General features: G+C 72.9%; 26 protein-coding genes. 15 read left to right on the top strand and 11 right to left on the bottom strand.

The features are described from left to right. Positions 1 to 87: 87 nt before the first annotated feature. The 5 genes from ACFRQN_RS27090 to ACFRQN_RS27070 all read left to right on the top strand — a co-directional run bounded on the left by ACFRQN_RS27090 (position 88) and on the right by ACFRQN_RS27070 (position 4,982). Positions 88 to 705: a TlpA disulfide reductase family protein gene (locus ACFRQN_RS27090; RefSeq protein ID WP_049650491.1), complete on the top strand. Its 618-nt coding sequence runs from the start codon at positions 88 to 90 to the stop codon at positions 703 to 705. Beyond that, complete coding sequence (locus ACFRQN_RS27085; protein ID WP_234348286.1) at positions 702 to 1,475, top strand: cytochrome c biogenesis CcdA family protein; 774 nt, start codon at positions 702 to 704, stop codon at positions 1,473 to 1,475. The genes ACFRQN_RS27090 and ACFRQN_RS27085 overlap by 4 nt, the downstream gene beginning before the upstream one ends. A gap of 2 nt (positions 1,476 to 1,477) precedes the next feature. Next, positions 1,478 to 3,319 (top strand): cytochrome c biogenesis protein ResB, encoded by a 1,842-nt coding sequence (locus ACFRQN_RS27080; RefSeq protein ID WP_380742726.1) that lies wholly within the window; start codon positions 1,478 to 1,480, stop codon positions 3,317 to 3,319. A 3-nt stretch (positions 3,320 to 3,322) separates the two neighbouring features. Further along, positions 3,323 to 4,453 carry a c-type cytochrome biogenesis protein CcsB gene (gene ccsB, locus ACFRQN_RS27075; protein ID WP_074004010.1) on the top strand — a complete coding sequence of 377 codons (1,131 nt, stop codon included), beginning with the start codon at positions 3,323 to 3,325 and terminating at the stop codon, positions 4,451 to 4,453. 142 nt (positions 4,454 to 4,595) lie between these two features. Next, positions 4,596 to 4,982, top strand: coding sequence for a hypothetical protein (locus tag ACFRQN_RS27070; RefSeq protein ID WP_143204614.1), 387 nt, complete (start codon positions 4,596 to 4,598; stop codon positions 4,980 to 4,982). Positions 4,983 to 4,998: 16 nt separating this feature from the next. On the opposite strand, the gene ACFRQN_RS27065 is transcribed toward ACFRQN_RS27070, so the two are convergent. Next, positions 4,999 to 6,150, bottom strand: a complete 1,152-nt coding sequence (locus ACFRQN_RS27065; RefSeq protein ID WP_380742724.1) for a ScbA/BarX family gamma-butyrolactone biosynthesis protein — start codon at positions 6,148 to 6,150, stop codon at positions 4,999 to 5,001. 348 nt (positions 6,151 to 6,498) lie between these two features. Between ACFRQN_RS27065 and ACFRQN_RS27060 the strand changes: the two genes are divergently transcribed. After that, positions 6,499 to 7,137, top strand: a complete 639-nt coding sequence (locus tag ACFRQN_RS27060) for a ScbR family autoregulator-binding transcription factor (RefSeq protein ID WP_181970610.1) — start codon at positions 6,499 to 6,501, stop codon at positions 7,135 to 7,137. 34 nt (positions 7,138 to 7,171) lie between these two features. Here the strand turns inward: ACFRQN_RS27060 and ACFRQN_RS27055 are convergent, their stop codons facing one another. The 4 genes from ACFRQN_RS27055 to ACFRQN_RS27040 all read right to left on the bottom strand — a co-directional run bounded on the left by ACFRQN_RS27055 (position 7,172) and on the right by ACFRQN_RS27040 (position 10,828). Next, complete coding sequence (locus tag ACFRQN_RS27055; RefSeq protein WP_049661418.1) at positions 7,172 to 7,783, bottom strand: ScbR family autoregulator-binding transcription factor; 612 nt, start codon at positions 7,781 to 7,783, stop codon at positions 7,172 to 7,174. A 263-nt stretch (positions 7,784 to 8,046) separates the two neighbouring features. Beyond that, positions 8,047 to 8,256 (bottom strand): acyl-CoA carboxylase epsilon subunit, encoded by a 210-nt coding sequence (locus ACFRQN_RS27050; RefSeq protein WP_049651530.1) that lies wholly within the window; start codon positions 8,254 to 8,256, stop codon positions 8,047 to 8,049. A gap of 95 nt (positions 8,257 to 8,351) precedes the next feature. Beyond that, the gene (locus ACFRQN_RS27045) at positions 8,352 to 9,953 is read right to left on the bottom strand and encodes an acyl-CoA carboxylase subunit beta (RefSeq protein WP_049651531.1); all 1,602 of its coding nucleotides are present in this window, start codon (positions 9,951 to 9,953) and stop codon (positions 8,352 to 8,354) included. A gap of 452 nt (positions 9,954 to 10,405) precedes the next feature. After that, entirely contained in the window at positions 10,406 to 10,828 is a 423-nt protein-coding gene (locus ACFRQN_RS27040) for a PLD nuclease N-terminal domain-containing protein (protein ID WP_049651532.1), read from the bottom strand. Between the two features lie 92 nt (positions 10,829 to 10,920). On the opposite strand from ACFRQN_RS27040, the gene ACFRQN_RS27035 reads away from it, so the two are divergent. Then, the gene (locus tag ACFRQN_RS27035) at positions 10,921 to 12,378 is read left to right on the top strand and encodes a menaquinone biosynthesis decarboxylase (RefSeq protein ID WP_380742721.1); all 1,458 of its coding nucleotides are present in this window, start codon (positions 10,921 to 10,923) and stop codon (positions 12,376 to 12,378) included. Then, the gene (gene mqnP, locus ACFRQN_RS27030) at positions 12,375 to 13,271 is read left to right on the top strand and encodes a menaquinone biosynthesis prenyltransferase MqnP (RefSeq protein WP_369808292.1); all 897 of its coding nucleotides are present in this window, start codon (positions 12,375 to 12,377) and stop codon (positions 13,269 to 13,271) included. The genes ACFRQN_RS27035 and mqnP overlap by 4 nt, the downstream gene beginning before the upstream one ends. 75 nt (positions 13,272 to 13,346) lie before the next feature. Here mqnP and ACFRQN_RS27025 read toward each other — a convergent pair whose 3' ends face one another. The 4 genes from ACFRQN_RS27025 to ACFRQN_RS27010 form a co-directional block, all read right to left on the bottom strand. Further along, positions 13,347 to 14,141 carry a nucleoside-diphosphate sugar epimerase gene (locus tag ACFRQN_RS27025; protein ID WP_380742719.1) on the bottom strand — a complete coding sequence of 265 codons (795 nt, stop codon included), beginning with the start codon at positions 14,139 to 14,141 and terminating at the stop codon, positions 13,347 to 13,349. Positions 14,142 to 14,321: 180 nt separating this feature from the next. After that, positions 14,322 to 14,960 (bottom strand): hypothetical protein, encoded by a 639-nt coding sequence (locus ACFRQN_RS27020; protein WP_380742717.1) that lies wholly within the window; start codon positions 14,958 to 14,960, stop codon positions 14,322 to 14,324. Positions 14,961 to 14,998: 38 nt separating this feature from the next. Next, complete coding sequence (locus ACFRQN_RS27015) at positions 14,999 to 15,754, bottom strand: alpha/beta fold hydrolase (protein WP_380742715.1); 756 nt, start codon at positions 15,752 to 15,754, stop codon at positions 14,999 to 15,001. Between the two features lie 79 nt (positions 15,755 to 15,833). Next, positions 15,834 to 17,057 carry an FAD-dependent oxidoreductase gene (locus tag ACFRQN_RS27010; protein WP_380742713.1) on the bottom strand — a complete coding sequence of 408 codons (1,224 nt, stop codon included), beginning with the start codon at positions 17,055 to 17,057 and terminating at the stop codon, positions 15,834 to 15,836. A gap of 101 nt (positions 17,058 to 17,158) precedes the next feature. Between ACFRQN_RS27010 and ACFRQN_RS27005 the strand changes: the two genes are divergently transcribed. Further along, entirely contained in the window at positions 17,159 to 17,965 is an 807-nt protein-coding gene (locus ACFRQN_RS27005; protein ID WP_049651539.1) for a TetR/AcrR family transcriptional regulator, read from the top strand. 104 nt (positions 17,966 to 18,069) lie between these two features. Here ACFRQN_RS27005 and ACFRQN_RS27000 read toward each other — a convergent pair whose 3' ends face one another. Both ACFRQN_RS27000 and ACFRQN_RS26995 read right to left on the bottom strand, forming a co-directional pair. Further along, positions 18,070 to 18,786, bottom strand: coding sequence for an MOSC domain-containing protein (locus ACFRQN_RS27000; RefSeq protein ID WP_380742711.1), 717 nt, complete (start codon positions 18,784 to 18,786; stop codon positions 18,070 to 18,072). Positions 18,787 to 18,857: 71 nt separating this feature from the next. Then, positions 18,858 to 19,610 carry a cyclase family protein gene (locus ACFRQN_RS26995; RefSeq protein WP_380742709.1) on the bottom strand — a complete coding sequence of 251 codons (753 nt, stop codon included), beginning with the start codon at positions 19,608 to 19,610 and terminating at the stop codon, positions 18,858 to 18,860. A gap of 89 nt (positions 19,611 to 19,699) precedes the next feature. Here ACFRQN_RS26995 and ACFRQN_RS26990 point away from each other — a divergent pair, with 89 nt between their 5' ends. The 6 genes from ACFRQN_RS26990 (at position 19,700) to ACFRQN_RS26965 (ending at position 25,539) form a co-directional block, all read left to right on the top strand. Next, the gene (locus ACFRQN_RS26990; protein ID WP_049651542.1) at positions 19,700 to 20,374 is read left to right on the top strand and encodes a UbiX family flavin prenyltransferase; all 675 of its coding nucleotides are present in this window, start codon (positions 19,700 to 19,702) and stop codon (positions 20,372 to 20,374) included. Between the two features lie 119 nt (positions 20,375 to 20,493). Further along, entirely contained in the window at positions 20,494 to 20,952 is a 459-nt protein-coding gene (locus tag ACFRQN_RS26985) for an Lrp/AsnC family transcriptional regulator (RefSeq protein ID WP_049651543.1), read from the top strand. A 3-nt stretch (positions 20,953 to 20,955) separates the two neighbouring features. Beyond that, complete coding sequence (locus tag ACFRQN_RS26980) at positions 20,956 to 21,918, top strand: threonine/serine dehydratase (protein ID WP_049651544.1); 963 nt, start codon at positions 20,956 to 20,958, stop codon at positions 21,916 to 21,918. Positions 21,919 to 21,970: 52 nt separating this feature from the next. Next, positions 21,971 to 23,134 (top strand): aminofutalosine synthase MqnE, encoded by a 1,164-nt coding sequence (gene mqnE / locus ACFRQN_RS26975; RefSeq protein WP_049651548.1) that lies wholly within the window; start codon positions 21,971 to 21,973, stop codon positions 23,132 to 23,134. Positions 23,135 to 23,250: 116 nt separating this feature from the next. Further along, complete coding sequence (locus ACFRQN_RS26970; protein ID WP_380742706.1) at positions 23,251 to 24,456, top strand: L,D-transpeptidase family protein; 1,206 nt, start codon at positions 23,251 to 23,253, stop codon at positions 24,454 to 24,456. A 135-nt stretch (positions 24,457 to 24,591) separates the two neighbouring features. Further along, on the top strand, positions 24,592 to 25,539 hold the full coding sequence (locus tag ACFRQN_RS26965) for a beta-ketoacyl-ACP synthase III (protein WP_049651545.1): 948 nt from the start codon (positions 24,592 to 24,594) through the stop codon (positions 25,537 to 25,539). Positions 25,540 to 25,652: the final 113 nt, after the last annotated feature.

Here is a 25,652-nt window from a genome sequence, read left to right as displayed (position 1 = left end):
CCCGATTTCGTCGCAGGTCAGAAGGGGTGCGACGCGCAAGGGAGGACCCCGGCGAACCGGCCCGGAACTCCATGCGAAACTTTTCACATGTCTGCCATGACGCGCCCCCGTCCCCGTGTCGCCGCAGCAGCCGCCGCCACCGTCGCCGCCGCTGCGCTCGCCCTCACCGGCTGTTCCTCCTCGGGCTCGTCGGGCGGCGGCGAGGGCCAGGTCGGCTTCGTCACGGTCAAGGGCACCAACCTGTCGAAGGCGGACGCCGGGAAGCGCGGGGACGCGCCGGACATCTCCGGGGACACCCTGGAGGGCACCCCGGCCAAGCTCTCCGACTACCGGGGCAAGGTCGTCGTGTTGAACGTCTGGGGCTCCTGGTGCGGCCCGTGCCGGGCCGAGGCCAAGAGCCTCCAGAACGTCTCCGAGAAGTACAAGGACCAGGGCGTCCAGTTCCTCGGCATCAACACCCGGGACACCGAGAAGCAGAACGCCGTCCGCTTCGAGCAGGAGCAGGGCGTCACCTACCCGAGCCTCTTCGACCCGGCCGGCACCCAGCTGCTCAAGTTCCCCAAGGGCAGCCTCAACCCGCAGTCCATCCCGACCACCCTGATCGTCGACCGGGACGGCAAGCTGGCCGCCCGCGCCGTCGGCGGCACCACCGAGGACGCGCTGGAGTCGATCCTCCAGCCGGTGGTCGCGGAGCAGAAGCAGTGAGCCTGCCGCAACAACTCGCCGACAACACCGGGACCCTCCAGAGCGGAGCGCTGCTGGTCGCCGCGCCGATCGCGCTGGCGGCCGGACTGGTGTCGTTCTTCTCGCCCTGCGTGCTGCCGCTCGTCCCCGGCTACCTGTCGTACGTGACCGGCTTCTCCGCCGCCGACCTCGCGGACGCGCGCGGCGCGCGGCGCGGCCGGATGCTGCTCGGGGCGACGCTGTTCATCCTCGGCTTCACCGCCGTGTTCGTCTCGGGCGGGGCGCTGTTTGGGCAGTTCGGCGACACCCTCCAGGAGCACAAGCGGGTCATCTCGATCGTGCTCGGGGCGGTGACGATCGTGATGGGCCTCGCCTTCATGGGCCTCGTCCCCGGTCTGAGCATGCGCGAGGTGCGCTCCCACCGCCGTCCGTCGGTCGGCCTGCTCGGCGCGCCGCTGCTGGGCGTGGTCTTCGGCGTCGGCTGGACCCCCTGCATCGGTCCGACCCTGGCGACCGTCCAGAACCTCGCCCTGAACCAGGCCGACGCCGCGCGCGGCGCCCTGCTGATGACCTTCTACTGCCTGGGCCTCGGCGTACCGTTCATCGTGGCCGCGCTGGCCTTCCGCCGGGCGCTGGGCGCCTTCGGCTGGGTCAAGCGGCACTACCCGCTCGTCATGAGGATCGGCGGCGGCATGCTCGTCGCGGTCGGTCTGCTGCTCGTCACCGGGATCTGGGACTCGATGCTGAGCCAGCTGCAGTCCTGGACCGCCGACTTCCAGATCGGAATCTGACCGTGAGCAACACCACGACCGAGACCGAGCAGCCCCCGGCGCCGGACGACGTCGCCGCCGAGCGGCTCAGCACCGCGCCGGTCGAGTCCGACGGACCGACCGGCATAGGGGCGTTCGGCTGGGCGCGCTGGATGTGGCGCCAGCTGACCTCGATGCGGGTCGCCCTGATCCTGCTCTTCCTGCTGTCGCTGGCCGCCATCCCCGGCTCGCTGATCCCGCAGTACCAGAACGGCCAGGGCCAGCTGAAGGTCGAGGCCTGGAAGGCGCAGCACGCCACGGTCGCGCCGATCTACGAGAAGCTCCAGCTGTTCGACGTCTACAGCTCGGTCTGGTTCTCCGCGATCTACATCCTGCTGTTCGTGTCGCTGGCCGGCTGCATCGTCCCGCGCACCTGGCAGTTCGTCGGCGTGCTGCGCTCCCAGCCGCCGGCCGCGCCGCGCAACCTGACCCGGATGCCGGTGCACGCGGCCTGGCGCACCGAGGCGGACGCCGACGCGGTGAACGCCGCCGCGCACCGGCTGCTGCGCAAGCGCGGCTTCCGCGCCCACCTGTCCGGCGGCGCGGTGGCGGCCGAGAAGGGCTACCTGCGCGAGGTCGGCAACCTGCTGTTCCACCTGTCGCTGTTCGCGCTGCTCGGCGGCTTCGCCTGGGCCAGCCTGGCCTCGGGCACCGGCGGCAAGCTGATGGTCCAGGGCGAGGGCTACTCCAACACCATCACCCAGCTCGACGACTTCAACGGCACCCGGTTCTACGGCAACCAGGACCTCGACCCCTTCTACCTGAAGCTGGACAGCTTCACCTCGAAGTTCCAGACCAAGGGCGACCAGATCGGCGCCGCCCGGCAGTTCACCGCGAACGTCGAGTACTACGAGGGCAGCGACCAGTCGAAGCTGAAGAAGTCGACGATCGAGGTCAACCACCCGCTGGAGATCGGCGGCAGCAAGGTCTACCTGATCGGCCACGGCTACGCCCCGTTCGTCAGCGTCAAGAACGGCAAGGGCGAGGTCGTCTACCGCGGCGCCGTCCCGTTCCTGCCGCAGGACGGCAACCTGACCTCCACCGGTGTCGTGAAGGTCTCCGACTACGGCGTGGGCCCCGACGGCAACAAGACCCAGATGGGCTTCTCCGGCTTCTTCCTGCCGACCGCCCCGCTGAGCTTCGAGGGCACCGGCCCGGTCTCGCTGTTCCCCGGTGACGCCGAGCCCGAACTCGTGCTGAACGCCTTCGCCGGCGACCTCGGCACCGACTCCGGCCTGCCGCAGAACGTCTACCAGCTCAACACCCGCAAGCTCACCCAGCTCACCCAGGACGGCCAGCCGGCCAAGGCCCGGCTCAAGCCCGGCCAGGCCTGGGACCTGCCCGACGGCTACGGCTCGGTGACCTTCGAGGGCTACAAGCAGTGGGCCAGCTTCAACATCTCGCACCGTCCGGGCAACGCGATCGCCCTGAGCGGCGGCGTGCTCGCGATCCTCGGCCTGATCGGCTCGCTGTTCATCCAGCGCCGCCGGATCTGGGTGCGGGCGGTCGCCCTGCCGGGCGGCGGCACCCAGGTGGAGCTGGCCGGCCTGGCCCGCAGCGAGTCGGCGAAGATCGCCGAGGAGCTGGCGGAGCTCGCGGTCGACCTCCAGGACGACGCTCCCGCCTCCGAGGACGAGGAGGACGACGCCCCGGCCCCCGAAGGTGAGGACGGCACTCCGGCCTCCGCGGACGAGGACGGCACTCCGGCCTCCGCGGGCGAGGACGCCGACACCGAAACGGACGTACCCGAGGAGACCGGGACCCCCACAGTCCCGGCGGCCTCCCCGGAACCCGCAGTCCCTGCCGACCAGAACTCCAAGGAGTAGACGGTGCATCTCGCCTCGGCGGTCGACCCACAGCTGGCCGACCTCTCCAACAAGCTGATCTATTCGGCGATGGTGGTCTACACCCTCGCCATGTTCGCCCACATGATCGAGTGGACCTTCGGCAGCAAGGGCGCCGTCGCCGTCCGCTCGACCGAACAGGCGGGCAGCCTGGGCGAGACCGTCGCCGCGGCGGACAGGAAGGCCGCGAAGAAGGTCACCGTCACGGTGGCCGGGGCCGGCGGCGGCACCACGACGCTCACCCGCACCGCGATCGCGGGCGAGGGCGCGACGGTGGTCACCACCGGGCGCGGCGCCGAGGAGGAGGACGGCCCGGGCGCGGCCGGCACCAGCGTGCGGGCCGACCTGGCCGGCCGGATCGCCGTCTCGCTCACCGTGCTGGCGCTGGCGCTGCACGGCGGCGGCATCATCACCCGCGGCCTGTCGGTCTCCCGCTGGCCGTGGGGCAACATGTACGAGTTCTCCTGCGCCTTCGCCTTCGCGATGACGGCCGCGTACCTGGTGCTGCTGGCCGCGAAGAAGAAGGTCCGCTGGCTCGGCCTGCCGGTCGTGCTCGCGGTGCTGCTCACCCTCGGCATCGCCACCACGGTGCTGTACACCGACTCCGAGCAGCTCGTCCCGGCGCTGCACTCGCCGTGGCTGGCGATCCACGTCTCCACCGCGATCTTCTGCGGCGGCGCCTTCTACGCGGCGTTCATCGCCACGCTGCTGTACCTCGGCAAGGAGTCCTTCGAGAAGCGGACGGCGGCCGGCCTCACCACCGGCCCGCTGGGCACCTCGGCCTCGATCTGGCGCCGACTGCCCGCCGCGTCCACCTTCGACAAGCTGTCCTACCGGATCAACGCCCTGGTCTTCCCGCTGTGGACGTTCACCATCATCGCGGGCGCGATCTGGGCCGAGGCGGCCTGGGGCAAGTACTGGGAGTGGGACCCGAAGGAGACCTGGTCGTTCATCACCTGGGTCGCCTACGCCTGCTACCTGCACGCCCGTGCGACGGCCGGCTGGAAGGGCCGCAAGGCCGCCTACCTGGCGCTGGCGGCGTTCGCCTGCTGGCTCTTCAACTACTACGGGGTGAACATCTTCGTCACCGGAAAGCACTCCTACGCGGGGATCTGACCGGGGCACACGATCACCCACCGGCCCGGCTCTCTCCCACAGGTAGCCGGGCCGATGTGTGAAACGGGGTAGTGCGCGCCGGCCGCCGGCCGGTGCGAGAGGGAACTGAGGAGGAAATCGCGCAATGGAGTGCGACGAGGTCATGCTGACCGTCCGAATCACCGCCGCCGAGCGCACGCTGCTCCGCAGGCTCGCCCAGGGACACCGGAGCGACGTGTCGGAGGTGGTGTCCGACGCGCTGCTGGACATCATCCCGACGCTCAGCGCGCCGGGGGACGCCTACCGGTTGCTGGGGGCGCTGGCCGTGCCCGCGCCGTGCGCCCTGACGGTGTGGCTGCCGACCCCGCTGGCCGATCTGCTGGTGCCGGGCGCGGCCCGGATCGCGCAGATCACCGACGTCCGGGTCGAGTCGGCCAGCGCGGCCCTGGGCGCGGCGCTGCGGCTCTGGCTGTCCCAGGACCCGGTCCGGCTGGCGACCAACCTCAGCGTGATGCACGCGGGCCGGCCGGCCGCCCTGGTGGCCGCCTGACGGGCCCGGGGCGTCCCTAACTCGCCAGCGGCAGCCGGGCGCCCCCGAGGCCCGGCAGGGGAGGGCCGGGTACGGCGGGGCCCGGGGCGGCGGGGCGGCCGTCGTAGGCGTCCCGCCGGACCGGCACCCCCGGGCCCTCGGCCGGTCCGTCCACCGGCACGGTGAGCAGCAGGCACTCGGCCGCCGTCCGGCCGTCCTGGAGCAGCTCGACCCGTACCGCGAGCCGCCCGTCCGCCGCGGCCGGCCCCTCGGCCGGCCCGGGCGCCGGTTCGGGGGCGGCCCGGACGAAGCAGGGCCGGTCCAGCTCGATGTAGTGGTCGAAGGAGGTCACCAGCTCGACCGGGACCACCGGCTCGGGGTGGCGCAGCCGCTGGGCGGCCTGCCGGGCGGCCTCCAACACCAGCATCCCGGGCACGTGGTCCAGCTCGTGGTCGAACAGCACCGGGTGGGTGGTGTCGGCGCGCAGCAGCCAGGTGTCCGGCGCCAGGGTCGGGCTGAGCACCACGTCCGCCGGCTGTGCGCGGCCGACCAGCTCGGGCGCGGCGGGTGCCGGCGGGCGCGGTGGGAGGGAGCGCCGCGCGGGGCCGCGCAGCCGGGCGTACGAGGCGGGGGAGACCACCCGCAGCCGTCCGCTGCCGCGGCCGATCGGCCGGCCGTCCCGCGTGACGTCGACGCAGACCCGGAGCGAGGCGAGCTCGCCGTGCCGCATCCGGACGTCCTCGCAGCCGACGGCCAGCATCAGCGAGGCGGGGCCGGCGGTGACGGCGAGGCCCGGCAGGCCGGTCCCGTCGAGCGCGTAGGAGAGGTCCTCCATCATGAAGTGGTGGCCGCGCGGCACCCCGAACCCGGCGTGGCCGATCAGCAGCCCGGTCTGCCGGATCGTTTCGGCCAGCAGCACCGGGTCGTGGTAGCGGTCCCCGGGCAGCCGGTAGAAGCCGTGCAGCCGGGGCCACTGGGCGCCGAGCAGGAAGTCGTACGGGCCAGTGGCCTGCCAGCCGGTGAGGAACACCTCGGACACCGAGGCGCGGTGCACCAGGTGCCGGGAGACGGTCCGGTCGTGGAAGTCGTAGCCGGTGGCGGGGCCGTCGTCGAACCCGAAGCCGCCGGCGCTGCCCGGGCCGGGGTGGGCGTACGGATCGTGCGGGTCCGGCTCTACGATCGATGGCATGACGGGCCCCCGCTTCAGGGTGTCGGTCGGAGCGGCCGCCACGGCCGTCCGAGCAAAACATACATACCACCCGGTTTGTGTTCGGCGGCTGGGGTGCCCAGGCCGAACGCTCCGGCCCGGCCACGCTACCTGCCCCCTGGGCTGCGGGAATGCCCGTTCGGGAGGCCTCGGACCATCGGTGGGGGGCCGTCCCCGCTGGACGGCGGGGGCGAAGCAAGCGCTAGATTAGATACCAACCATGCGGTTTCGGAGGGTGCCGTCCGCATGCGAGCGCCGCCCCCGCAGGGGCCGCGCCGACAGCAGCCGGGTGGGGCGGGGATCGCGCCCGGTCGAGTCCGGAGGGGGCCAGTGGTCAAGCAGGAGCGGGCTGGGCGGACCCGGCGGGCCGTACTGCTCGCCGCCGCGGAGACCTTCGCGCGGGTGGGCTTCGAGGCCGCCAGCCTGGTCGACATCAGCCGCCGGGCCGGGGTGAGCAAGGGGGCCCTCTACTTCCACTTCGTGTCCAAGCAGGCCCTCGCCGACGGGGTGCGCCGCGCCTCCGGGCGGGAGGTCGGCTCGGCCGCGCTGCGCGCGCTGCGGGCCGACGGCCCGGCCCTCCAGGGGCTGATCGACTTCTCGCACGAGCTGGCCCGGATGCTGCGCGAGGACGTGGTGGTGCGGGCCGGCGTCCGGCTCGGCCGCCAGGGCCCGCGCCGGGACGGCGCCCAGGAGGGGCCGGACGGCCCGCCCGTGGCCTCCGACGTCGCCTGGCGCAGCCTCACCGCCGTCGTCCACCGGCTGCTGGACCGCGCCGCCGAGGCCGGCGAGCTGCGCCCCGGGGTGGACCGGCGGGCCGCCGCCGAACTGCTCACCGCGGTGGCGGCCGGCCAGGTGCTGCTCGCGGGCGAGGAGACCGGCCGGCCCGGTCCTGAGGCGGTGAGCCGGCTCTGGACGGCCGCGCTGCCGGCCCTGGTGACGGCGGAGCACCGGGCGGGCTACCGGGTCTGACCGGCCCCGGCCCCGGGGCTCCCGGAGTCGGGGCTCAGGCGCGCTCGGCGACGCTCAGCCGGGCGAGCGCGTGCGGCTGGACCAGGCCGGGCAGCAGCAGCGTCCAGAGGTCGGACAGCCGCTGGATCAGGTCCTGCCGGTCGGCCAGCACCTGGGAGCTCAGCTGGATGCCGGTGACGGCCCCGGTGATCACCCCGGCGGCCGCGGTCAGGTCGACCCCCGGGTGGAGGTCGCCGGCCTCCCGGGCGTGCTCCAGCAGGACGCGGACGGTGTCCATCCAGCCCTGGTAGGCCGCGAGCTGCGGCTGGGTGAAGCTGCCGTGCTCGATCGTCAGCCGGATGCTGCCGCGCACCAGCGGGTCGGTCTGGAGCGCGCGGGCGAAGGCGTACCCGAGGTCGATCAGGTTCTGCACCGGGCTGTCCGAGGCCGGTGTCCAGCCGGAGATGAAGACGCCCTGTCCCTCGATGACGGCGAGCGCCAGCTCCTCCTTGGAGCGGAAGTGGAAGTACAGCGCGCCCTTGGTGACGCCGGCGCGGTCCAGGATCTCGGACATCGTGGCGGCGGCGTAGCCCCGCTCGTCGAACACCTCGGCCGCCGCGACGAGTACCGTCTGGCGGGTCGCCAGCGCGCGGGCCTGCCTGGCCATCGCAGCCTCCCTGGAAAGTTCTGGTCTCGGCAGCGGCCGATCCTATGGGGGCGGACGGGGCGGCGGACGCATACCGTCCAGTAGGCATCCTACCGAGCCCGCCGCGGGCCCCTCCGGCCCCGGCCGACCGGGCGGGAGCACCGCCGACGCGGCCCCGGGCCGGCGCCGACGCGGCCCCGGGCAGAGCCCGAGGCGGCCCGGGCAACGCCGGACGGCCGGTCACCCGAGCGGGGTGACCGGCCGTCGGCACGGGCCGTGGGCCGTCAGGCCGCCTGCTGCCAGCTGAACGGCGAGTAGTACGCCGGGCGGCGCTCCAGGCGCTGCCAGTTGGCGATCGGCTCGATCGGCGCGGCGGCGGCGGCCTGCTGCGCGACGGCGGCGCGCGCGGCGAGGACGGCGGTCAGGGCGGCGAGTTCCTCGTCGGTGAGGCTGCCGCGGACGATGCGGACGAGGGGTTCGGCGGAAGCGGTCATGTCCTGGTTTCTCCCCCGGGTGGCTGCGGTCTGAGGTGGTGGCGCGTCGGTGCGGGCTGCTGCTGAGGTGCGGGCTGTCGCGGCGGTGCGCGCCACTACATCGGCGGGTTGCCGTGCTTGCGGCTGGGCAGGTCGGCGTGCTTGGTGCGGAGCATGGCCAGGGCGGAAGCGATCACCTGGCGGGTCTCGGCCGGGTCGATGACGTCGTCCACGAGGCCGCGCTCGGCCGCGTAGTACGGGTGCATCAGCTCGTTCTTGTATTCCTTGATCTTCTGGGCGCGCATGGCGTCCGGGTCCTCGGCGGCGTTGATCTCGCGCCGGAAGATGACGTTGGCCGCGCCCTCGGCGCCCATCACGGCGATCTCGTTGGTCGGCCAGGCGTACGAAAGGTCGGCGCCGATCGAGCGGGAGTCCATCACGATGTACGCGCCGCCGTAGGCCTTGCGCAGGATCAGCGAGATGCGCGGCACGGTGGCGTTGCAGTACGCGTACAGCAGCTTGGCGCCGTGGCGGATGATGCCGCCGTGCTCCTGGTCGACGCCGGGCAGGAAGCCGGGGACGTCGAGCAGGGTGACCAGCGGGATGTTGAAGGCGTCGCACATCTGGACGAAGCGGGCGGCCTTCTCGCTCGCGTTGATGTCCAGCACGCCGGCCAGCGACTGCGGCTGGTTGGCGATGATGCCGACGACGTGGCCGTCGATCCGGGCGAGCACGCAGAGCACGTTGGTGGCCCAGCGCTCGTGGACCTCCAGGTACTCGCCGTGGTCGACGATCTCCTCGATCACCTTGCGCATGTCGTACGGGCGGTTGCCGTCGGCGGGCACCAGGTCCAGCAGGCTGTCGTTGCGGCGCTGGACCGGGTCCTCGGTCACCACGGACGGCGGCATCTCGCGGTTGTTCTGCGGCAGCAGCGACAGGAGGTAGCGGACCTCCTCGATGCAGGACTGCTCGTCGTCGTAGACGAAGTGCGAGACGCCGGAGACGCCGGCGTGCACGTCGGCGCCGCCGAGGCCGTTCTGGCTGATCTTCTCGCCGGTGACCGCCTGGACCACGTCCGGGCCGGTGATGAACATCTGCGAGGTCTCGCGGACCATGAAGACGAAGTCGGTCAGCGCGGGGGAGTACGCGGCGCCGCCGGCGCACGGGCCGAGCATCACCGAGATCTGCGGGATGACGCCGGACGCCTTGGTGTTGCGCTGGAAGATGCCGCCGTAGCCGGCCAGGGCGGTGACGCCCTCCTGGATGCGGGCGCCGGCGCCGTCGTTCAGCGAGACCAGCGGGGCACCAGCCGCGATGGCCATGTCCATGATCTTGTGGATCTTCTGGGCGTGGGCCTCGCCCAGCGCGCCGCCGAAGATCCGGAAGTCGTGCGCGTACGTGAAGACGGTGCGCCCGTGGACGGTGCCCCAGCCGACGATCACGCCGTCGGTGTGCGGCTTCTTGGCCTCCAGGCCGAAGCCCTGGGCGCGGTGCCGGCGAAACGGCTCGACCTCCTGGAAGGAGCCCTCGTCCAGCAGCAGCTCGATGCGCTCGCGCGCGGTCAGCTTGCCCTTGGCGTGCTGGGCCTCGGTGGCCTTGTCGCTGGGGCCGCGGCGGACCTTCTCGCGCAGCTCGTGCAGCTCGGCGACCCGCCCGCGGGCGTCGGCCGGGACCTCGGGGACCTCGCCGTCGACCGGCGCCTCATGCACAACCGTCATCTCGAACCACTCCAAGGGTGAGGGAACTGTCCGACAGCCAACGTCTGCTGTGCCCCCGGCTGCGAATCACTTTCTTCACTTATGACTGTACGAGGGGCCGTGCGCTGGTTTCGGCGTCGATTCCGTACAAGGTCGAGTTCGTTTAGCTGTCAGGCCTGGACAGAAGCGGTCGGATCGTTGACTGAGCGCTCGGTGTTCATTCGGATACCGGGGGTTGTCGGACAGATGATGGTCCGATGATCTGAGCATGAAGGAAAGCGCAGGTCAGGGCCGTCTCCCAGTACTGTAGGCCGGTCCTCTTGGGCTCCGCTCAAGGTCCGCTCAAGCCCGGCGGGCAGGGGGTCGCCGTCCGGGTTAGGGGTTGCGCAGTCGTAGGGAAGCACCAAAAATGCCGCAGCCCACCCCGCATGGTGGGGGTGGGCTGTCCGGGCGAGCGGGCGGACCCGCTCCGATCAGCTCTTCCTGCCGTCCTCGGGCTCGTCGCGGTCGCGCAGCTCCCGCTCGCGACGGCGCAGATCGGCCTCCCACTGCTTGAGCATGGACTCGTGGTCTTTGTCGTCCTTCTTCAACGAGGCGAGGAACTCGGGGTCGTCGTCCGGCGCCAGCGGGCGCCCGCCGCGCGCGGCGGGACGGCCCGCCCGGTCGTCGGCCGGGTACCCCGGGTGGGCCCCGGCGGGCGCGGCCCGCAGGAAGCCGCGCTGCTTGCCGGCGATCAGCCAGGCGATCGGGCCCAGCGGCGGGAAGAGCAGCACGATCAGCACCCAGACCACCTTGGGCAGGTGCTTCACCTCGTCCTCGGGCGTGGTCAGGCAGTCCACGAACGCCCAGACCCAGAGCGCGAGCGGAAGGATGATGGTCAGAAGAATCCTCGGCACGGCTGGGATCTCCCCCCGGGCGGCGATGGTGGCGGGCGCCTTCCAGGGGCCCTTGACCCGGCCAGGCTATCGGGTGGCGGATACTGACAGGCATGGCATACGACGATCTCCGCTCGTTTCTCCGGGCCCTCGACCGTGAGGGCGACCTCAAGCGCATCAAGGTGGAGGTGGACCCGCACCTGGAGATCGGCGAGATCGTCGACCGGGTGCAGAAGGCCAAGGGCCCGGCGCTGCTCTTCGAGAACGTCAAGGGCTCGTCGATGCCCCTGGCGATGAACGTCTTCGGCACCGAGCGGCGGCTGGCCAAGGCGCTCGGCCTCAAGGGCCCGGACGACATCTCCGAGAAGATCGCCGGCCTGCTCAAGCCCGAGCTGCCGCAGGGCTTCACCGGCTTCCGGGACGCCTTCGGCAAGCTCGCCTCGATGGCGCACGTCCCGCCCCGGCACGTGAAGCCGGGTGACGCCCCGGTGCAGGAGGTCGTGCTCACCGGCGACGACGTCGACCTGGACGACCTGCCCGCGCTCTTCACCTGGCCGCAGGACGGCGGCTCCTTCTTCAACCTGGGCCTGACCCACACCAAGGACCCGGACAGCGGCATCCGCAACCTGGGCCTCTACCGGCTCCAGCGGCACGACCGCCGCACCATCGGCATGCACTGGCAGATCCACAAGGACAGCCGCAACCACGCCGCGGTGGCGGCCAAGCGCGGTGAGCGCCTCCCGGTCGCGATCGCCTTCGGCTGCCCCCCGGCCGTCACCTACGCGGCCACCGCGCCGCTGCCCGGGGACATCGACGAGTACCTCTTCGCCGGCTTCGTCGCCGGGGAGCGGGTCCGGATGGTCGACTGCAAGACGGTGCCGCTCCAGGTCCCGGCCGACGCCGAGGTGGTCCTGGAGGGCTGGCTGGAGCCCGGCGAGATGCTGCCCGAGGGCCCGTTCGGCGACCACACGGGCTTCTACACCCCGCAGGAGCCGTTCCCGGCGCTGAAGATCGACTGCGTGACGATGCGCCGCCGCCCGATCCTCCAGTCCATCGTGGTCGGCCGCCCGCCGACGGAGGACGGCCCGCTGGGCAAGTTCACCGAGCGGTTCTTCCTGCCGCTGCTGAAGATCATCATCCCGGACATCGTCGACTACGACCTGCCCGAGGCCGGCGGCTTCCACAACTGCGTGATCGTCTCGATCGACAAGAAGTACCCCAAGCACGCCCAGAAGACGATGCACGCGATCTGGGGCGCGCACATGATGTCGCTGACCAAACTGATCATCGTGGTGGACGCCGACTGCGACGTGCACGACTACCAGGAGGTCGCCTGGCGGGCCTTCGGCAACGTCGACTACAGCCGGGACCTGACCGTGGTCGAAGGCCCGGTGGACCACCTGGACCACGCCTCGTACCAGCAGTTCTGGGGCGGCAAGGCGGGCATCGACGCGACCCGCAAGCTGCCGGAGGAGGGGTACACCCGGGACGGCGGCTGGCCGGAGATGGTGTCCTCCGACCCGGCCACCGCCGAACTGGTGTCGCGTCGCTGGAAGGAATACGGACTGTGAGCACGGCCGCTGTCGAGACACCGGGGCGCACCAGGGCGTTCCTCCGCCTGGTGATGATCGAGCACTCGGTCTTCGCGCTCCCGTTCGCGTACATCGCCGCGCTGACGGCCATGTTCCTCGCGGACAAGCGGGTGCACTGGGGCGAGCTGTTCGTCGTCACCGTGTGCATGGTGGGGCTGCGCACCTTCGCCATGGCGGCGAACCGGATCATCGACCGGGAGATCGACGCCCGCAACCCGCGCACGGCCACGCGTGAACTGGTCACCGGAGCGGTGTCGTTGAAGACCGCGTACGTCGGCTCGGCCGTCGCGCTGGTGGTCTTCCTCGGCGCGGCCGCGATGCTCAACCCGCTCTGCCTGGCGCTCGCGCCGGTCGCCGTGGTGCCGATGGTGGTCTACCCGTACGGCAAGCGGTTCACGAACTTCCCGCAGGCGATCCTCGGCATCGCCCAGGCGATGGGGCCGGTCGGCGCCTGGCTCGCGGTCACGGGCAGCTGGTCGTGGGAGGCGGTCGTGCTGGGCGTGGCCGTCGGCATCTGGATCGGCGGCTTCGACCTCGTCTACGCCTGCCAGGACGTCGAGTCCGACCGCGAGCACGGGGTCCGTTCGGTGCCCGCGCGGTACGGCGTGCCGGCGGCCATTCGGGGCGCGCGGGTGTGCCACGTCCTGACGACGCTCCTGCTGGGCTGGTTCGCGCTCCTGACGGACGCCGGAGCGGCGTTCTGGATCGGCCTCGTGGTCGTCGCGGGGGCCTTCGTGTACGAGCACACCATCGTGCGGCCGAACGACCTGTCGAAGCTCAACCGGGCGTTCTTCCAGACCAACAGCTTCGTGGGGATCTCGCTGTTCTTCTTCGCGCTGGTGGACCTGGTCGTCCGGGGGCTCGGGATCTGATCCGCGCGTCCGCCGGCGGGCTCACGGGGCGCTCCTCCCGCCTCGTCCGGGCCCGCCCGCCGCTCGTGGACCGGCTCAGCGGAACAGGGCCGCGTGGTCCCTCGCCCAGGCGTGGAAGCTGCGGGCCGGGTGGCCGGTGACGTCCTGGACGGTGCTGGTGGCCGGCTCGGGGGCGGTGAGGCGGGCGTGGACGAGGTCCAGGGCGCCGTCGACGGCGGCCGACGGGCGGCCGGCGGCGGACATCCGGTGGCGGGCGGTCTCGCGGGGGACCTCCTGCCAGGTGGCCGGGCGCCCTGCGGCCGCGCCGATGATCTCCACCTGCTCCGCCTGGGTCGGCGACTCCGGGCCGGTGAGGACGTACCGGGCGCCGTCGTGGCCGTCCTCCACCAGGGCCCGGACGGCCACCGCCGCGACGTCCCGCTCGTCCACCGGGTTCAGCCCGGCCGCGCCGCCGTAGCCCCGCACCGTGCCCCCGGCCCTGATCTCCTCCGCCCACTGCAGCGCGGCGGCGAAGCCGTGCGCCCGCAGCACCGTGTGCCGCACCCCGCTGCCGGCGAGCAGCGCCTCGATCCCGCCCTCCGGCCGGCCGGGGACGGCCGAGGACAGGAACACCACCCGCCCGACCTCCCGGGCCAGCACGCCGACGGCCTCGGTGGCCCCGTCCGCCGTCGGGAACGGCCACCCCAGCAGCACCGCGCCGGCGCCCTGCACCGCGGCCTCCAGCGACGCCGGGTCGCGCAGCTCCCGCCGGGGCAGCGTCCGCACCCGCACGCCGGCCGCCGCGAGCTGCAGCCCGACGTGCCGCCCGACCGCTCCGGAGACGCCGATCACCAGCACCGGCGACGTGTCGTCAACTCGCTCATCTGTCATGCATCGAACGTAAGCGAGAAGGATGAGACGCCCAATGCGCACGGGTCTCGGGTCCATGCGCCAGCGTCTACCCCGCGGCGCGCGCCAACTCCCGCACGCCTCCTGATGCTTCGCGCTCTGGCCGGCCGCCGCCCTCCTCGGTCCCGGGGTGCGGGGTACGGGTCCGGAGGCGCCGCGGGGTCAGTCGCCCAGGTGGGGGGCGTCCGGGTGGTAGGTCCGCTGGCGTTCGACCGGGGCGGCGGCGAAGTCGCCGTTGCCGTTGACGACCTCGCCGACGCCGACCCGGGTGCCCCGGGCCCGGCCGTGGCCCTTGAGGACGCCGCCGCGACCGTCCGGGTCGGGGTGGGTGTACGGGCGGCCGGCGGCGAGCTCGACCGCGCGGGCGGAGATCGGGCCGAGGACCTGGGAGCCGGTGCCGAGGCGGCAACGGCCCGTCAGCTCGGCGCCGTTGGCGATCCTGACCTCGTCCCCGAGCTCGATGGCCTCGCCCGCCCCGGCCCTGACCACGGCGCCGCCCTCGCCGATCCGCGCGCGGCGTCCGACGGTGATCCGCCCGCCGCCGGTCGCGACGATCCGGGCGCCGCCGTACAGGACGGTGCCCGGGCCGATCGCGCAGTCGCTGTCCGCGTCGCACTCGACGGTCGCGCCCGGGTACAGGACGGTCTCCGCCGACAGCGTCACCCGCCGCGCGACCAGTACGGAGAACGGGTCGAGGACGGCCACGCCCCGGTCGGCGAGCAGTACCAGCTCGCCGGGGGTGAGGAGCCCGCGTTCGTGGCGGATGCGGTCCAGACGGTGCCAGAGCTCGTGATCAGTCATGATCGTCGGATCATACGGAGGCCCCGGCCGGGCCGGCCTCAGTTGTGCAGGAAGTCCTCCAGCGCCGTCGCGAGGGCCACCGGGGCCTCGTACATCGGGTAGTGCCCGCTGCCGGCGAGTTCCTCCAGCTCGGCGTTGGGGTAGTGGGCGAGGAAGGTGCCGCGCATCACCTCGGCGGTGAGGGCGAGGTCGTGCTCGCCGACGATCACCTTGACCGGCACCGGGTTGCCGTCGATCCGGCGCCGCAGGTCGGCCGTCGTCCAGTCGTGGACGTAGCGGCCGAAGGCCTCGGGGGTGGACTGCCGCAGGGACTGGTCGACCATGCGGTCGAGCCAGACCCGGCCGGCCCGCTGCCCGGTGACCAGGTCGAGGATCGCGAAGCGCTTCTCCCGGTCCTCGGCCGCGCCGTAGAACAGGGCCTCGCCCGCCGCGTCCATCGGGTACTCCCCGGCCGGCACCGGGGCCAGGCCGACCAGCTTGCGCACCCGCAGCGGCGCCTCGGCGAGCACCTGCTGGGCCGCCTTGCCGCCCATGGAGTGGCCGACCAGCGAGAAGCGGTCCCAGCCGAGCTGGTCGGCCAGGGCGAGCGCGTCGGAGGCGATCTCGGCGAGCGTGTACGCGCCGGTGACGCCCTTGCGCAGCCCGTAGCCGCGGTAGTCGAGGAAGGCGTAGCCGAAGGCCTTGCCGTCGAGGTAATCGAGGAACGGGCCCCAGCCCGCGCTGGTGCCGAACCAGTCGTGCAGGACCAGGACGTGGTGGTCGCCGGTGCCGATCAGGCGGTGAGGGATCGTCATGCCAACGGTCGTTCCCCGCGATCCGCCCGTCCGAACGGACGGTTCGCGGGGATCCGGGGCGGATGCCGCCCGCCGGGGCTCAGGCGTCGCGCCGGGCGAAGGCCGGTGCGTGCTCGGGGAGCGGGCCGAAGGCGATCAGGCGGGAGAGCAGCACCGGGAAGCCGGGGACGTGCCGGGCGAGGGCCACCAGCCGGGCGGGCGGGCCGGCCCGCTCGCCGGTGAGGACCGGCTCGAACAGCACGCTGTGCAGGACCCGCTGCATCCGCTGCATGATCACCGTCGGCCGCAGCCGGCGGTGCTGGACCCGGGCCAGGGCCGCCACGGTCGGACGGCCGCGGCGCAGCGGTTCGGCGAGCAGGGTGGCGGCCGCGACGGCGTCCTGGATGGCGAGGTTGATGCCCACCCCGCCGGCCGGGGACATCGCGTGGGCGGCGTCGCCGATCAGCAGCAGCCCGTCGGTGTACCAGCGGTCCAGCCGGTTGAGCCGGACGTCGAGCAGGTGCAGGTCGTCGAGGCTCGCCAGTTGGTCGACCCGGTCCGCGTACTGGGGCAGCAGCCGGGCGATCCGCTCGCGGAACCGCTCGATCCCCTCGGCGCGCAGCTGCGGGTCGGCGCCCTTGGCGCGGAAGTAGGCGATCTGGAAGTAGTCGGTCCGGGCGAAGCTCAGCACCATGTCGCCGGACCCGAACCCGGGGACGAGGCTGGGCGGCTGGGCCTGCTCGTGGGGGTGCCGGGGCAGCCGGAACCACCAGGTGTCGAAGGGCACCGGGAACTCCTGGGCGGCCAGGCCGGCCGCCCGGCGCAGGGTGGAGTGCCGGCCGTCGGCGGCGACGGTGAGGTCGGCGCGCAGCTCGCCCTCCTCGCCGTCCCGGGTGCGGTACCGGACTCCGGTGACCCGGCCGCCGTCCCGGAGCAGTCCGGTCGCCTCGGTGTTCATCCGCAGGGTGAAGGCGGGCTCCTGCCGGGCCTCCGCGACCAGGAAGTTCAGGAGGTCCCACTGCGGGATCATGGCGATGTAGTTGTACGGGGGCCGCAGCCGCTCGTAGGCGCTCAGCGCGACGGGGGCGGAGCCGGGCGGCTGCACCACCAGGTTGCCGAGGCGGCTCTGCGGCAGTGCGGCGAACTTCCGGCCGAGGCCGAGTTCGTCCATCAGCCGCACGGTGGAGGCGTGGACGGTGTCGCCGCGGAAGTCGCGCAGGAAGTCCCCGTGCTTCTCCAGCACGGTCACCTCGACACCGGCGCGCGCCAGCATCAGGCCCAGCATCATTCCGGCCGGCCCGCCCCCGGAGATCACGACGCTCATGGCTCTCCCCTTTCAGTGCTCGATCGATCACTGTCCGCGTGGAACCTGCATATACAGAATCTCTGGAACCGTCCCAGGTGTCAAGTAGTACGATGCTTCACATGAAGGAGCTGGTGACGGCCGCCCTCACGGCGGCGAAGGAACGGGGCCAGGACGTCGCGGACGTCCCGCTCACGGCGATCGCCGCGACGGCCGGCATCTCCCGCAGCACGCTGCTGCGCAGGCTCGGCGGCTCCCGGGCGGTGCTGGACGAGGCCGTCCGGGAGGCGGGCGTCGACCCGGGCGGACGGCCGCCGGTGCGCGAACGCGCGATCGCGGCGGCGGCGCTGCTGGTGGCCGAGCGCGGCCTGGCCGGGGTCACCCTGGACGCCGTGGCCGACCGGGCCGACTGCTCGCTGCCCAGCCTGCACACCGTCTTCGAGGGGCGGGACGGCCTGCTCGCCGCCGTGTTCGAGCGGCACTCCGCGCTGCCCGACCTGGAGGCCCTCGCCGCCGACCCGCCGGAGACCCTGGAGGAGACCGTCCGGGCGCTCCACGCCACCTTCGCCGCGGCCTTCGTGCACGAGCCGCGGATCGTCCCGGCGGTCTTCGCCGACCTGCTCGGCCGCCCGGACGGCCCCGCCGCCCGGGTGATGGCCGCCACCCTGCCGCAGGCGCTCGCCGGCCTGGACCGGCTGCTGCGCCCGCACGTGCGGGCCGGCCGGCTGAGACCGCTGCCCACCCCGGTGCTGACCCAGCTGATGATCGGCCCGCTGCTCAACCACGCGCTGATGCGGCCGGTGCTGGAACCCGCCCTGGGGGACGGGCTGCCGTCGACGGACGAGACCGTCGAGCTCTTCGCCCAGGCCTACCTGCGCGCGGTCGCCCTCCCCGCGGCGGAGTCCGGGAGCGTCGGCGACACCCCCTGAGGGGGCCCGTGACCGGCACCCCGCGGCGCCTCGTCCTCGGCTGCCGGTTCGCGAGGGTCAAGTCGCCCTTCGGGCAAGGGCGGTGACGGACGCGGGGGCCGTGGTCAGCCGAGGAGCAGCCGGTCGCCGACCCGCAGGCGGCCCGGGGCGGCGACCTCGGCGAGGGCGTCGAGCCGGCCGTCGTGGGCGTGCACGACGGCCTTGAGGATCTCGGGGGCGTGCGGCAGTCCGGGCTGCGGGGCGCCGGTCATCGCGCAGCGCTCGCTGGAGGCGACGAAGGAGAGCTTGGCACTGCCGGGGGCCTCGCCGGAGGCCTGGCGGCCGAGCCAGGCGTCCTCGACGAACGGCGGGGTGCCGGGCGGGGTGCGCAGCACGATGTTGGGGCGGAACCGCCGCTCGTCGACCATGGTGAAGGGGACGGCCTCGCGGACCCAGTCCAGGGTGGCGGTGCTGAGCACGCTGACCGGCAGCCGGTCGAAGTGCGAGACGGCGTCCTCGCGGGCGAGTTCGACGTCCTCGCGCTGGAGGTAGGCGCGCAGGAAGGAGTTCGGCCGGTCGACCGGGCGGCCGAGCGGATCGAACAGTTCGGGGCCGTCGATCCGGTGGCCGAGCCGGGCGGAGAGGCGGAGCAGGCCGTCCATCCGGCGGAAGCGGCGGGTGTTCTTGCCCGAGCCGAGCTTCCCCGCGGCGTCGCGGACGGCGTAGAGGCGGTCGCCGGCCAGGCCGCGCTCGTCCACCTCGACGGAGTCGAGCCGCTCGCCGCCGGTGGACTTCACGGGGTAGCGCCAGAGTCGCTCGATCACTCCGATGATCTCAGCCATGGCCGGAAAGCGTACTGGCGTTGACGGGGGATGGTCTAGACCAAGTCCCCGGCCCGGACGGAGAGTCCGGCTCAGCCCAGCCGGGCCACCGCCCGTACCGGTGCGCCGTCCGCCGCGACCAGCCGCAGCGGGAACAGCGAGACCTCCACCGGCAGGCCGGCCTCCTGGGCCGCCAGCAGCGGCCGCAGGTCGGTCAGGTTCTCGGCGATCACCCCGCCGCCGGACGCCCCCAGCAGCACCCGGTGCGCGGCCAGCGTGGGCTCGTCGGCGGTGCCGTGGTCGTGCTCGTCGGTGAGGTCGGCGAGCAGGGCGGCCACCGCCGGGTCGCCCGGGCCCGGGTCGGGGGTCGGGTCGACGCTGAGCGCGTCCACCCCGACCGTCCGCACCCCGGCGGCGACGATCGCCTCGGCGGCGGCCGGGGTCAGGGCGGGGTGGGCGAGGTAGGCGTCGGTGCCCCAGTGCCGGGCCCAGCCGGTGGCCAGCAGCAGGACGGTGCCCTCGCCGGAGTCCGCGACCCGCTCCAGCGCGGCCGCCAGCAGCCCGGGGGTGACGGCCGACCGGGGCTCCAGCCCGCGCAGGTCGGCGACCACGGCGGGGCCGGTGAACCGCTCCAGCGGCAGCCCGTCCAGGGTCGGCCAGGTGACGTCCACGTGGTACGGCGCGTCCACGTGCGTCCCGGACTGCGAGCCGAGGTGCAGGGCCAGCACGTTCACCCCGGCGGTGGCCGTGGTGAGCGCGGGCTCCAGCAGGACGGCCGGATCGCCGGGGTAGACCGGCATCGCGGTGGTCACCTGATGGGTGAGGTCGACGAGGGTCGCTGCCATGCGCCCATCCTCCCAGGGGCGGGCGCTCCCGGACCCCTCCCGGTCGGCCCGGTCCGGAACCACGGGTGGAGCCGGGACAGAATTGCCCCATGGGAACTGCGAAGCGTCAGCCGTGGGTGGTCGGGGTCTCGGGTGCGTCGGGGACGCCGTACGCGGCCTCGGTGATCCGCGCGCTGCTGGCCGCCGGCGAGGCGGTGGACCTGGTCGTCAGCCGCGCCGCCCGGCTCACCATCCTGGACGAGACCGGCATCTCCTTCCGGGACGCCCACTGGCGCACCGACCTCGCCGCCTGGCTCGGGAGCGACGAGGGCCTGGACGACGTCCGCTACTGGCCCGCCGGGGACTTCGCGGCCGGCCCGTCCAGCGGCTCCTACCCGGCCAAGGGCATGCTCGTGGTGCCCGCGACCACCGGCGCGGTGGCCGGGATCGCGCTCGGCCTGAGCAAGGACCTGCTGCAGCGCGTCGCCAGCGTCACCCTCAAGGAGCGCCGTCCACTCGTCGTCTGCGTGCGCGAGACGCCACTCAACGGGGTGACGTTGAAGCACCTGGTGGAGCTCGACGCGCAGGGGGCGGTCGTCCTGCCCGCTTCGCCCGGTTTCTACGCCGGCGGCTCCACCGTGCGCGAACTCGTGGATTTCGTGGCCGGACGGGTGCTGGACGCCGTCGACGTGCCGCATTCCCTGTACCTGCGCTGGGAAGGGGAGTTGGGGGCGGCCGCCCGCAAGACGGCCGCCGGCGAGGGCGCACCGGCTGAGGGGGAGTAAGGAGACCCGGGGCGGGAGAGTATCTTCTCTGCGATATCCGGGTCGTTCGGCGCACGGCGCCTTTGAATCCGGATAATGATCTGTGGGTCTGGTGAGGTTCGGAAGGACGCGGACGGTATATGGACACGGTGGACAGACAGCTCATCCAGGCGCTCCGGGAGAACGGCCGTGCGTCCTACGCCGAGTTGGGCCGGCTGGTCGGGCTCTCCGGCCCGAGCGTCACGGACCGGATCAACCGCCTGGAGCAGGCCGGGGTGATCACCGGCTACCGGGCGACGGTCAACCCGGCCTCGCTCGGCTTCGGCGTCACGGCCCTGATCGGCCTTCAGCTCACCGACGCCGCGGACCACGAGGACGTCGCGCACCGGCTGAAGGACCTCAACGAGGTCGAGGACTGCTGGTTCATCGCCGGTGACGACTCCTACATGCTGAAGGTCAGGGTGGCCGACGTGGCCGGCCTGGAATCGGTGGTCAAGCGGATCTCGGGCACGAAGGGCGTGGCCCGGACCCGCACCACCGTCGTACTCTCCACCAAGTGGGAAAACCGAGTGAGTGAACTTCCTCCTGTAGGAGAGTGACGTATGGCACTGGTCGGACTGGAGGAGCTGCGCGCGGCTCGGCAGCGGATCGCGGGGGTCGCCGTGCGCACCCCGCTGGTTCCCGCCCCCTGGGCGGCCGAGGGGGAGCGGCGGCTCTGGCTGAAGCCCGAGAACCTCCAGCCGACCGGGGCCTTCAAGACCCGCGGCGCCTACAACCGGCTGGCCGCGCTCACCGAGGACGAGCGCGCCCGGGGCGTGGTGGCCCAGTCCAGCGGCAACCACGCGCAGGCGGTGGCGTACGCGGCCCGGGAGCTCGGCATCAAGGCCGTGATCGTGATGCCGGACACCTCGCCCGCGGTGAAGGTCGAGGCCACCCGCTCGTTCGGCGCCGAGGTGATCCTGGTGGCGCCGGAGGAGCGGGACACCCTGCCCGCCGAGCTGGCCGGGAAGCACGGCTACGTCTGGGTGCCCCCGTACGACGACCCGTTCATCATCGCGGGCCAGGGCACGGTCGGCCTGGAGATCGCCGAGGACGCCCCGGCCGACCTGGACACCGTCCTGGTGCCGGTCAGCGGCGGCGGCCTGATCGGCGGGACGGCGGCCGCGCTCAAGCTCACCCGCCCCGGCATCCGGGTGATCGGCGTGGAGCCCGAGCTGGCCGCCGACGCCCGGGCCAGCCTGCGGGCCGGCCGCCGGGTCGAGTGGCCGGTCGCCGACACCTACCGGACCATCGCGGACGGGCTGCGCACCCCGTCGCTCGGCGTGCTGCCGTTCGAGCACGTCGCCGCCTACGTGGACGACATCGTCACCGTCACCGAGGACGAGATCCGCGCCACCGTGGCCGTGCTGGCCCGCCGCGGCCGGCTCGTCGCCGAGCCCTCCGGGGCGGTCGCCCCGGCCGCCTACTTCCACCGCGCCGCCGAGACCGGGGGCCAGTCGGTGGCGGCCGTGGTCAGCGGAGGCAACATCGACCCGACACTGCTCGCCGAGCTGCTCTCGGCATAGGCGTACGCTCATTCCGGCAAGGAATCGAATGTCGGAGGAGGCGGGTCACCGCATGGACGCAGGGCTCAAGCGCGAGCTGGAGGCGAAGGTCTACGCGGGTGAGCGGCTGACCCGCGAGGACGGGATCGCGCTCTACGAGAGCGACGACCTGGCCTGGCTGGGCGGGCTGGCCCACCACGTGCGGACGCGGAAGAACGGCGACGTCGTCCACTTCAACGTCAACCGTCACCTCAACATGACCAACGTGTGCAGCGCGTCCTGCGCGTACTGCTCGTTCCAGCGCAAGCCGGGCGAGAAGGACGCGTACACGATGCGCATCGAGGAGGCCGTCCGCCTCGCCAAGGCGATGGAGGTCGACTCCCTCACCGAGCTGCACATCGTCAACGGGCTGCACCCGACGCTGCCGTGGCGCTACTACCCGCGCTCGCTGCGGGAGCTGAAGGCGGCGCTGCCGAACGTCTCGCTGAAGGCCTTCACCGCCACCGAGATCCACTGGTTCGAGAAGATCAGCGGCCTGCCCGCCGACGAGATCCTGGACGAGCTGATCGACGCCGGCCTGGAGTCGCTGACCGGCGGCGGCGCGGAGATCTTCGACTGGGAGGTCCGCCAGCACATCGTCGACCACGACACCCACTGGGAGGACTGGTCGCGGATCCACCGCCTCGCGCACGGCAAGGGCCTCAAGACGCCCGCCACCATGCTGTACGGCCACATCGAGGAGCCCCGCCACCGGGTGGACCACGTGCTGCGGCTGCGCGAGCTCCAGGACGAGACCGGCGGCTTCCAGGTCTTCATCCCGCTGCGCTACCAGCACGACTTCCACGACTCCAAGGACGGCGTCGTGCGCAACAAGCTGATGGCCCGCACGGAGATGGCCACCGGCGCCGAGGCGCTGAAGACCTTCGCGGTCTCCCGGCTGCTCTTCGACAACGTCCCGCACGTCAAGGTCTTCTGGGTGATGCACGGCGTCACCACCGCCCAGCTGGCGCTCAGCCACGGCGCGGACGACATGGACGGCTCGGTGGTCGAGTACAAGATCACCCACGACGCGGACAACTTCGGCACCCCGAACAAGCTCGGCCGCGACGACCTGCTCGGGCTGATCCGCGACGCCGGCTTCCGCCCGGTGGAGCGCAACACCCGCTACGAGGTCATCCGCGAGTACGACGGCCCCGACCTGGAGCGTCGCGAGACCCCGCAGGCGATGCGCCTCTGACCTGCGAAGATCCCCGCCGCCCGGACCGCTCGTCGGCCCGGGCGGCGGTTGTCTTCACGGCCTCCGCACCTGACCCGGGTTTACCAACGGGTACGGCGTTTGGCAGGATCGACAGCATGTCCGGTTCTCATCGCGCCACCGAGTACCCGTCGTACGAGCCGATGCGGGAGCCGGTGTACGGGGTGCCGCAGCAGTCGTACGAGCAGCCGTACCCCGAGCACGAGGCGTACCGGCAGCCCGTTCCGCAGGAGTACGGCCAGGGCGTGTACCAGCCGTACCAGCAGACTCCTGACGGCTACTCCGAGGCGTACGACCAGCCGTTCCAGGCCTACCAGGGTGAGCCGGAGGGCGGCTACGAGGCGGCGTCGGTGTACCAGCCGGTGCCCGCGCCCGAGACCGTCCCCTTTGAGCCCGGGCCCGTCGTGCTCGCCGCCGCACCCGTGGCGGGTTCCCGGACGGCCGCGCGGGGACGCCGGCGCAAGGCCAAGCAGAAACGTCACGGCAAGGCCGTGATGGCCGGCACCGCGCTGCTGGTCGCCGCCACCGCCGGCTGGTACGCCGTCGGCCAGGACGGCGCCAAGCCCGGCATCGCCGCCGCCGACGGCCCCGGCCCGGAGGGCGTCAGCAAGCCCGACCACCCCGCCCCGGCCCCCGCGGCCGCCCAGGCCGCCTCCGACCGGCAGGCCGCGGCCCCCGCCGCCGACCGCAGCCAGACCCGTACGGACGGCTCGGTCGCCGCGATACCCGGCCTCGGCGCGAAGTTCACCGCGCAGATCCCCGCCGAGACCGCCCAGGTACTGGTCGCCTCCGGCCAGGACAAGAACACCGACAAGAACGCCGTCACCCTCTGGACCCGCACCCCCGAGGGCCGCTGGCTGGCCGGCGAGACCTGGCAGGGCCACAACGGCAAGAGCGGCTGGACCACCGACCACAACGAGGGCGACCTGCGCAGCCCGATCGGCGTCTTCAGCCTCACCGACGCGGGCGGCCGCAAGGCCGACCCGGGCAGCAAGCTCCCGTACGACAAGGACCCGAGCTTCGTGGTCTCCGGCACGGGCTTCTTCGGGGACCAGCTGGCCGGCTCCTTCGACTACGTGGTCGCGATCAACTACAACCGGGTCCCCGGCAACTCCCCGCTCGACCCGCGCCGCCCGATGGGCTCCAAGAAGGGCGGCGGCATCTGGCTCCACGTGGACCACGACGGCCCGACCCACGGCTGCGTGTCGATCCCCGAGGACAAGATGGCCCAGCTGATCCGCACCCTGGACCCGGCCGCCCACCCCGTCGTCGTGATGGGCGACGCCTCCACGCTGGCACTCTGACCCCGGAGTCCGCGGAAGCCGGGCACGGAACCCGGGCGCCCCAAGGCCCCTTGTCCACCTCCTACAGATCGAGGGGGCGGATCCTGTCGCCGGTCATACCATGCTGACCAGCGGGTAACCCGGTTCCATGGCAGTATGAGCGGTTCGCGCATTGTGGCACTCGGCCACTACCAGCCCCCCAAGGTCCTCACCAACGACGACCTGGCGGGGCTCGTCGACACCGACGACGAGTGGATCCGCACCCGTGTCGGCATCCGCAGCCGGCACATCGCCGAGGACGAGACCCTGGTCGACCTCGCCACCGAGGCCGCGCAGAAGGCGCTCGCCAACAGCGGCCGGACGGCGGACGAGATCGACCTCGTCGTGGTCGCCACCTGCACCGCGATCGAGCGCAGCCCCAACACCGCCGCCGCCGTGGCCGCCCGGCTGGGCGTGCGCTCGCCCGCCGCGTACGACATCAACACGGTCTGCTCCGGCTTCTCGTACGCCCTGGCCACCGCCGACCACGCGATCCGGGCCGGCTCGGCCCGCCGCGCCCTGGTGATCGGCGCCGAGCGGATGTCCGACACGCTCGACTGGACCGACCGCTCCACCTGCGTGATCTTCGGCGACGGAGCGGGCGCCGCGGTGGTCGAGGCCCAGGAGGAGGGCGCCGAGCCCGGCATCGGGCCGGTGGTCTGGGGCTCCGAGCCCGAGCGGGGCGACGCCGTGGTGATCACCGGCTGGGACCCGGTGATCAGCCAGCAGGGCCAGTCGGTCTTCCGCTGGGCCACCACCCAGCTCGCCCCGCTGGCCCGCCAGGCCTGCGAGCGGGCCGGGATCGCCCCGTCCGAGCTGAAGGGCTTCGTCCCGCACCAGGCCAACCTGCGGATCATCGACGCGATCGCGGGCAAGCTGGGCCTCGGCGAGGACGCGGTGGTGGCCCGGGACGTGGTCCACTCCGGCAACACCTCGGCCGCCTCCATCCCGCTGGCCTTCTCCAAGCTGGTCGAGCGCGGCGAGCTCTCGCCCGGCGACCCGGTCCTGCTCTTCGGCTTCGGCGGCGGGCTGGCCTACGCCGGCCAGGTCGTGCGCTGCCCCTGACCCCGACCCGACGGCGCCACGAGGCCGCCTGAGGGCCGCCACAAGGCCGCCCGAGGGCGCCGCGAGGCCGTCCGGACCCGAACAACGCCGCTGGGCGGGCACCCTGTCACGGG

The sequence above is a fragment of the Kitasatospora sp. NPDC056800 genome (assembly GCF_042789775.1).
In the GTDB taxonomy this organism is placed as follows: Bacteria; Actinomycetota; Actinomycetes; order Streptomycetales; family Streptomycetaceae; genus Kitasatospora.
Note: the sequence above shows the minus strand (reverse complement) of the source record. Positions and strands in the feature narration are given on the sequence as shown.

Coding starts and splice junctions, on each gene's coding strand:
- ACFRQN_RS27090 (WP_049650491.1), top strand. CDS start 88: ATGTCTGCCATGACGCGCCCCCGTCCCCGTGTCGCCGCAGCAGCCGCC.
- ACFRQN_RS27070 (WP_143204614.1), top strand. CDS start 4,596: ATGCTGACCGTCCGAATCACCGCCGCCGAGCGCACGCTGCTCCGCAGG.
- ACFRQN_RS27065 (WP_380742724.1), bottom strand. CDS start 6,150: ATGCCATCGATCGTAGAGCCGGACCCGCACGATCCGTACGCCCACCCC.
- ACFRQN_RS27055 (WP_049661418.1), bottom strand. CDS start 7,783: ATGGCCAGGCAGGCCCGCGCGCTGGCGACCCGCCAGACGGTACTCGTC.
- ACFRQN_RS27050 (WP_049651530.1), bottom strand. CDS start 8,256: ATGACCGCTTCCGCCGAACCCCTCGTCCGCATCGTCCGCGGCAGCCTC.
- ACFRQN_RS27045 (WP_049651531.1), bottom strand. CDS start 9,953: ATGACGGTTGTGCATGAGGCGCCGGTCGACGGCGAGGTCCCCGAGGTC.
- ACFRQN_RS27035 (WP_380742721.1), top strand. CDS start 10,921: ATGGCATACGACGATCTCCGCTCGTTTCTCCGGGCCCTCGACCGTGAG.
- ACFRQN_RS27025 (WP_380742719.1), bottom strand. CDS start 14,141: ATGACAGATGAGCGAGTTGACGACACGTCGCCGGTGCTGGTGATCGGC.
- ACFRQN_RS27020 (WP_380742717.1), bottom strand. CDS start 14,960: ATGACTGATCACGAGCTCTGGCACCGTCTGGACCGCATCCGCCACGAA.
- ACFRQN_RS27015 (WP_380742715.1), bottom strand. CDS start 15,754: ATGACGATCCCTCACCGCCTGATCGGCACCGGCGACCACCACGTCCTG.
- ACFRQN_RS27010 (WP_380742713.1), bottom strand. CDS start 17,057: ATGAGCGTCGTGATCTCCGGGGGCGGGCCGGCCGGAATGATGCTGGGC.
- ACFRQN_RS27005 (WP_049651539.1), top strand. CDS start 17,159: ATGAAGGAGCTGGTGACGGCCGCCCTCACGGCGGCGAAGGAACGGGGC.
- ACFRQN_RS27000 (WP_380742711.1), bottom strand. CDS start 18,786: ATGGCTGAGATCATCGGAGTGATCGAGCGACTCTGGCGCTACCCCGTG.
- ACFRQN_RS26995 (WP_380742709.1), bottom strand. CDS start 19,610: ATGGCAGCGACCCTCGTCGACCTCACCCATCAGGTGACCACCGCGATG.
- ACFRQN_RS26990 (WP_049651542.1), top strand. CDS start 19,700: ATGGGAACTGCGAAGCGTCAGCCGTGGGTGGTCGGGGTCTCGGGTGCG.
- ACFRQN_RS26985 (WP_049651543.1), top strand. CDS start 20,494: ATGGACACGGTGGACAGACAGCTCATCCAGGCGCTCCGGGAGAACGGC.
- ACFRQN_RS26980 (WP_049651544.1), top strand. CDS start 20,956: ATGGCACTGGTCGGACTGGAGGAGCTGCGCGCGGCTCGGCAGCGGATC.
- mqnE (WP_049651548.1), top strand. CDS start 21,971: ATGGACGCAGGGCTCAAGCGCGAGCTGGAGGCGAAGGTCTACGCGGGT.
- ACFRQN_RS26970 (WP_380742706.1), top strand. CDS start 23,251: ATGTCCGGTTCTCATCGCGCCACCGAGTACCCGTCGTACGAGCCGATG.
- ACFRQN_RS26965 (WP_049651545.1), top strand. CDS start 24,592: ATGAGCGGTTCGCGCATTGTGGCACTCGGCCACTACCAGCCCCCCAAG.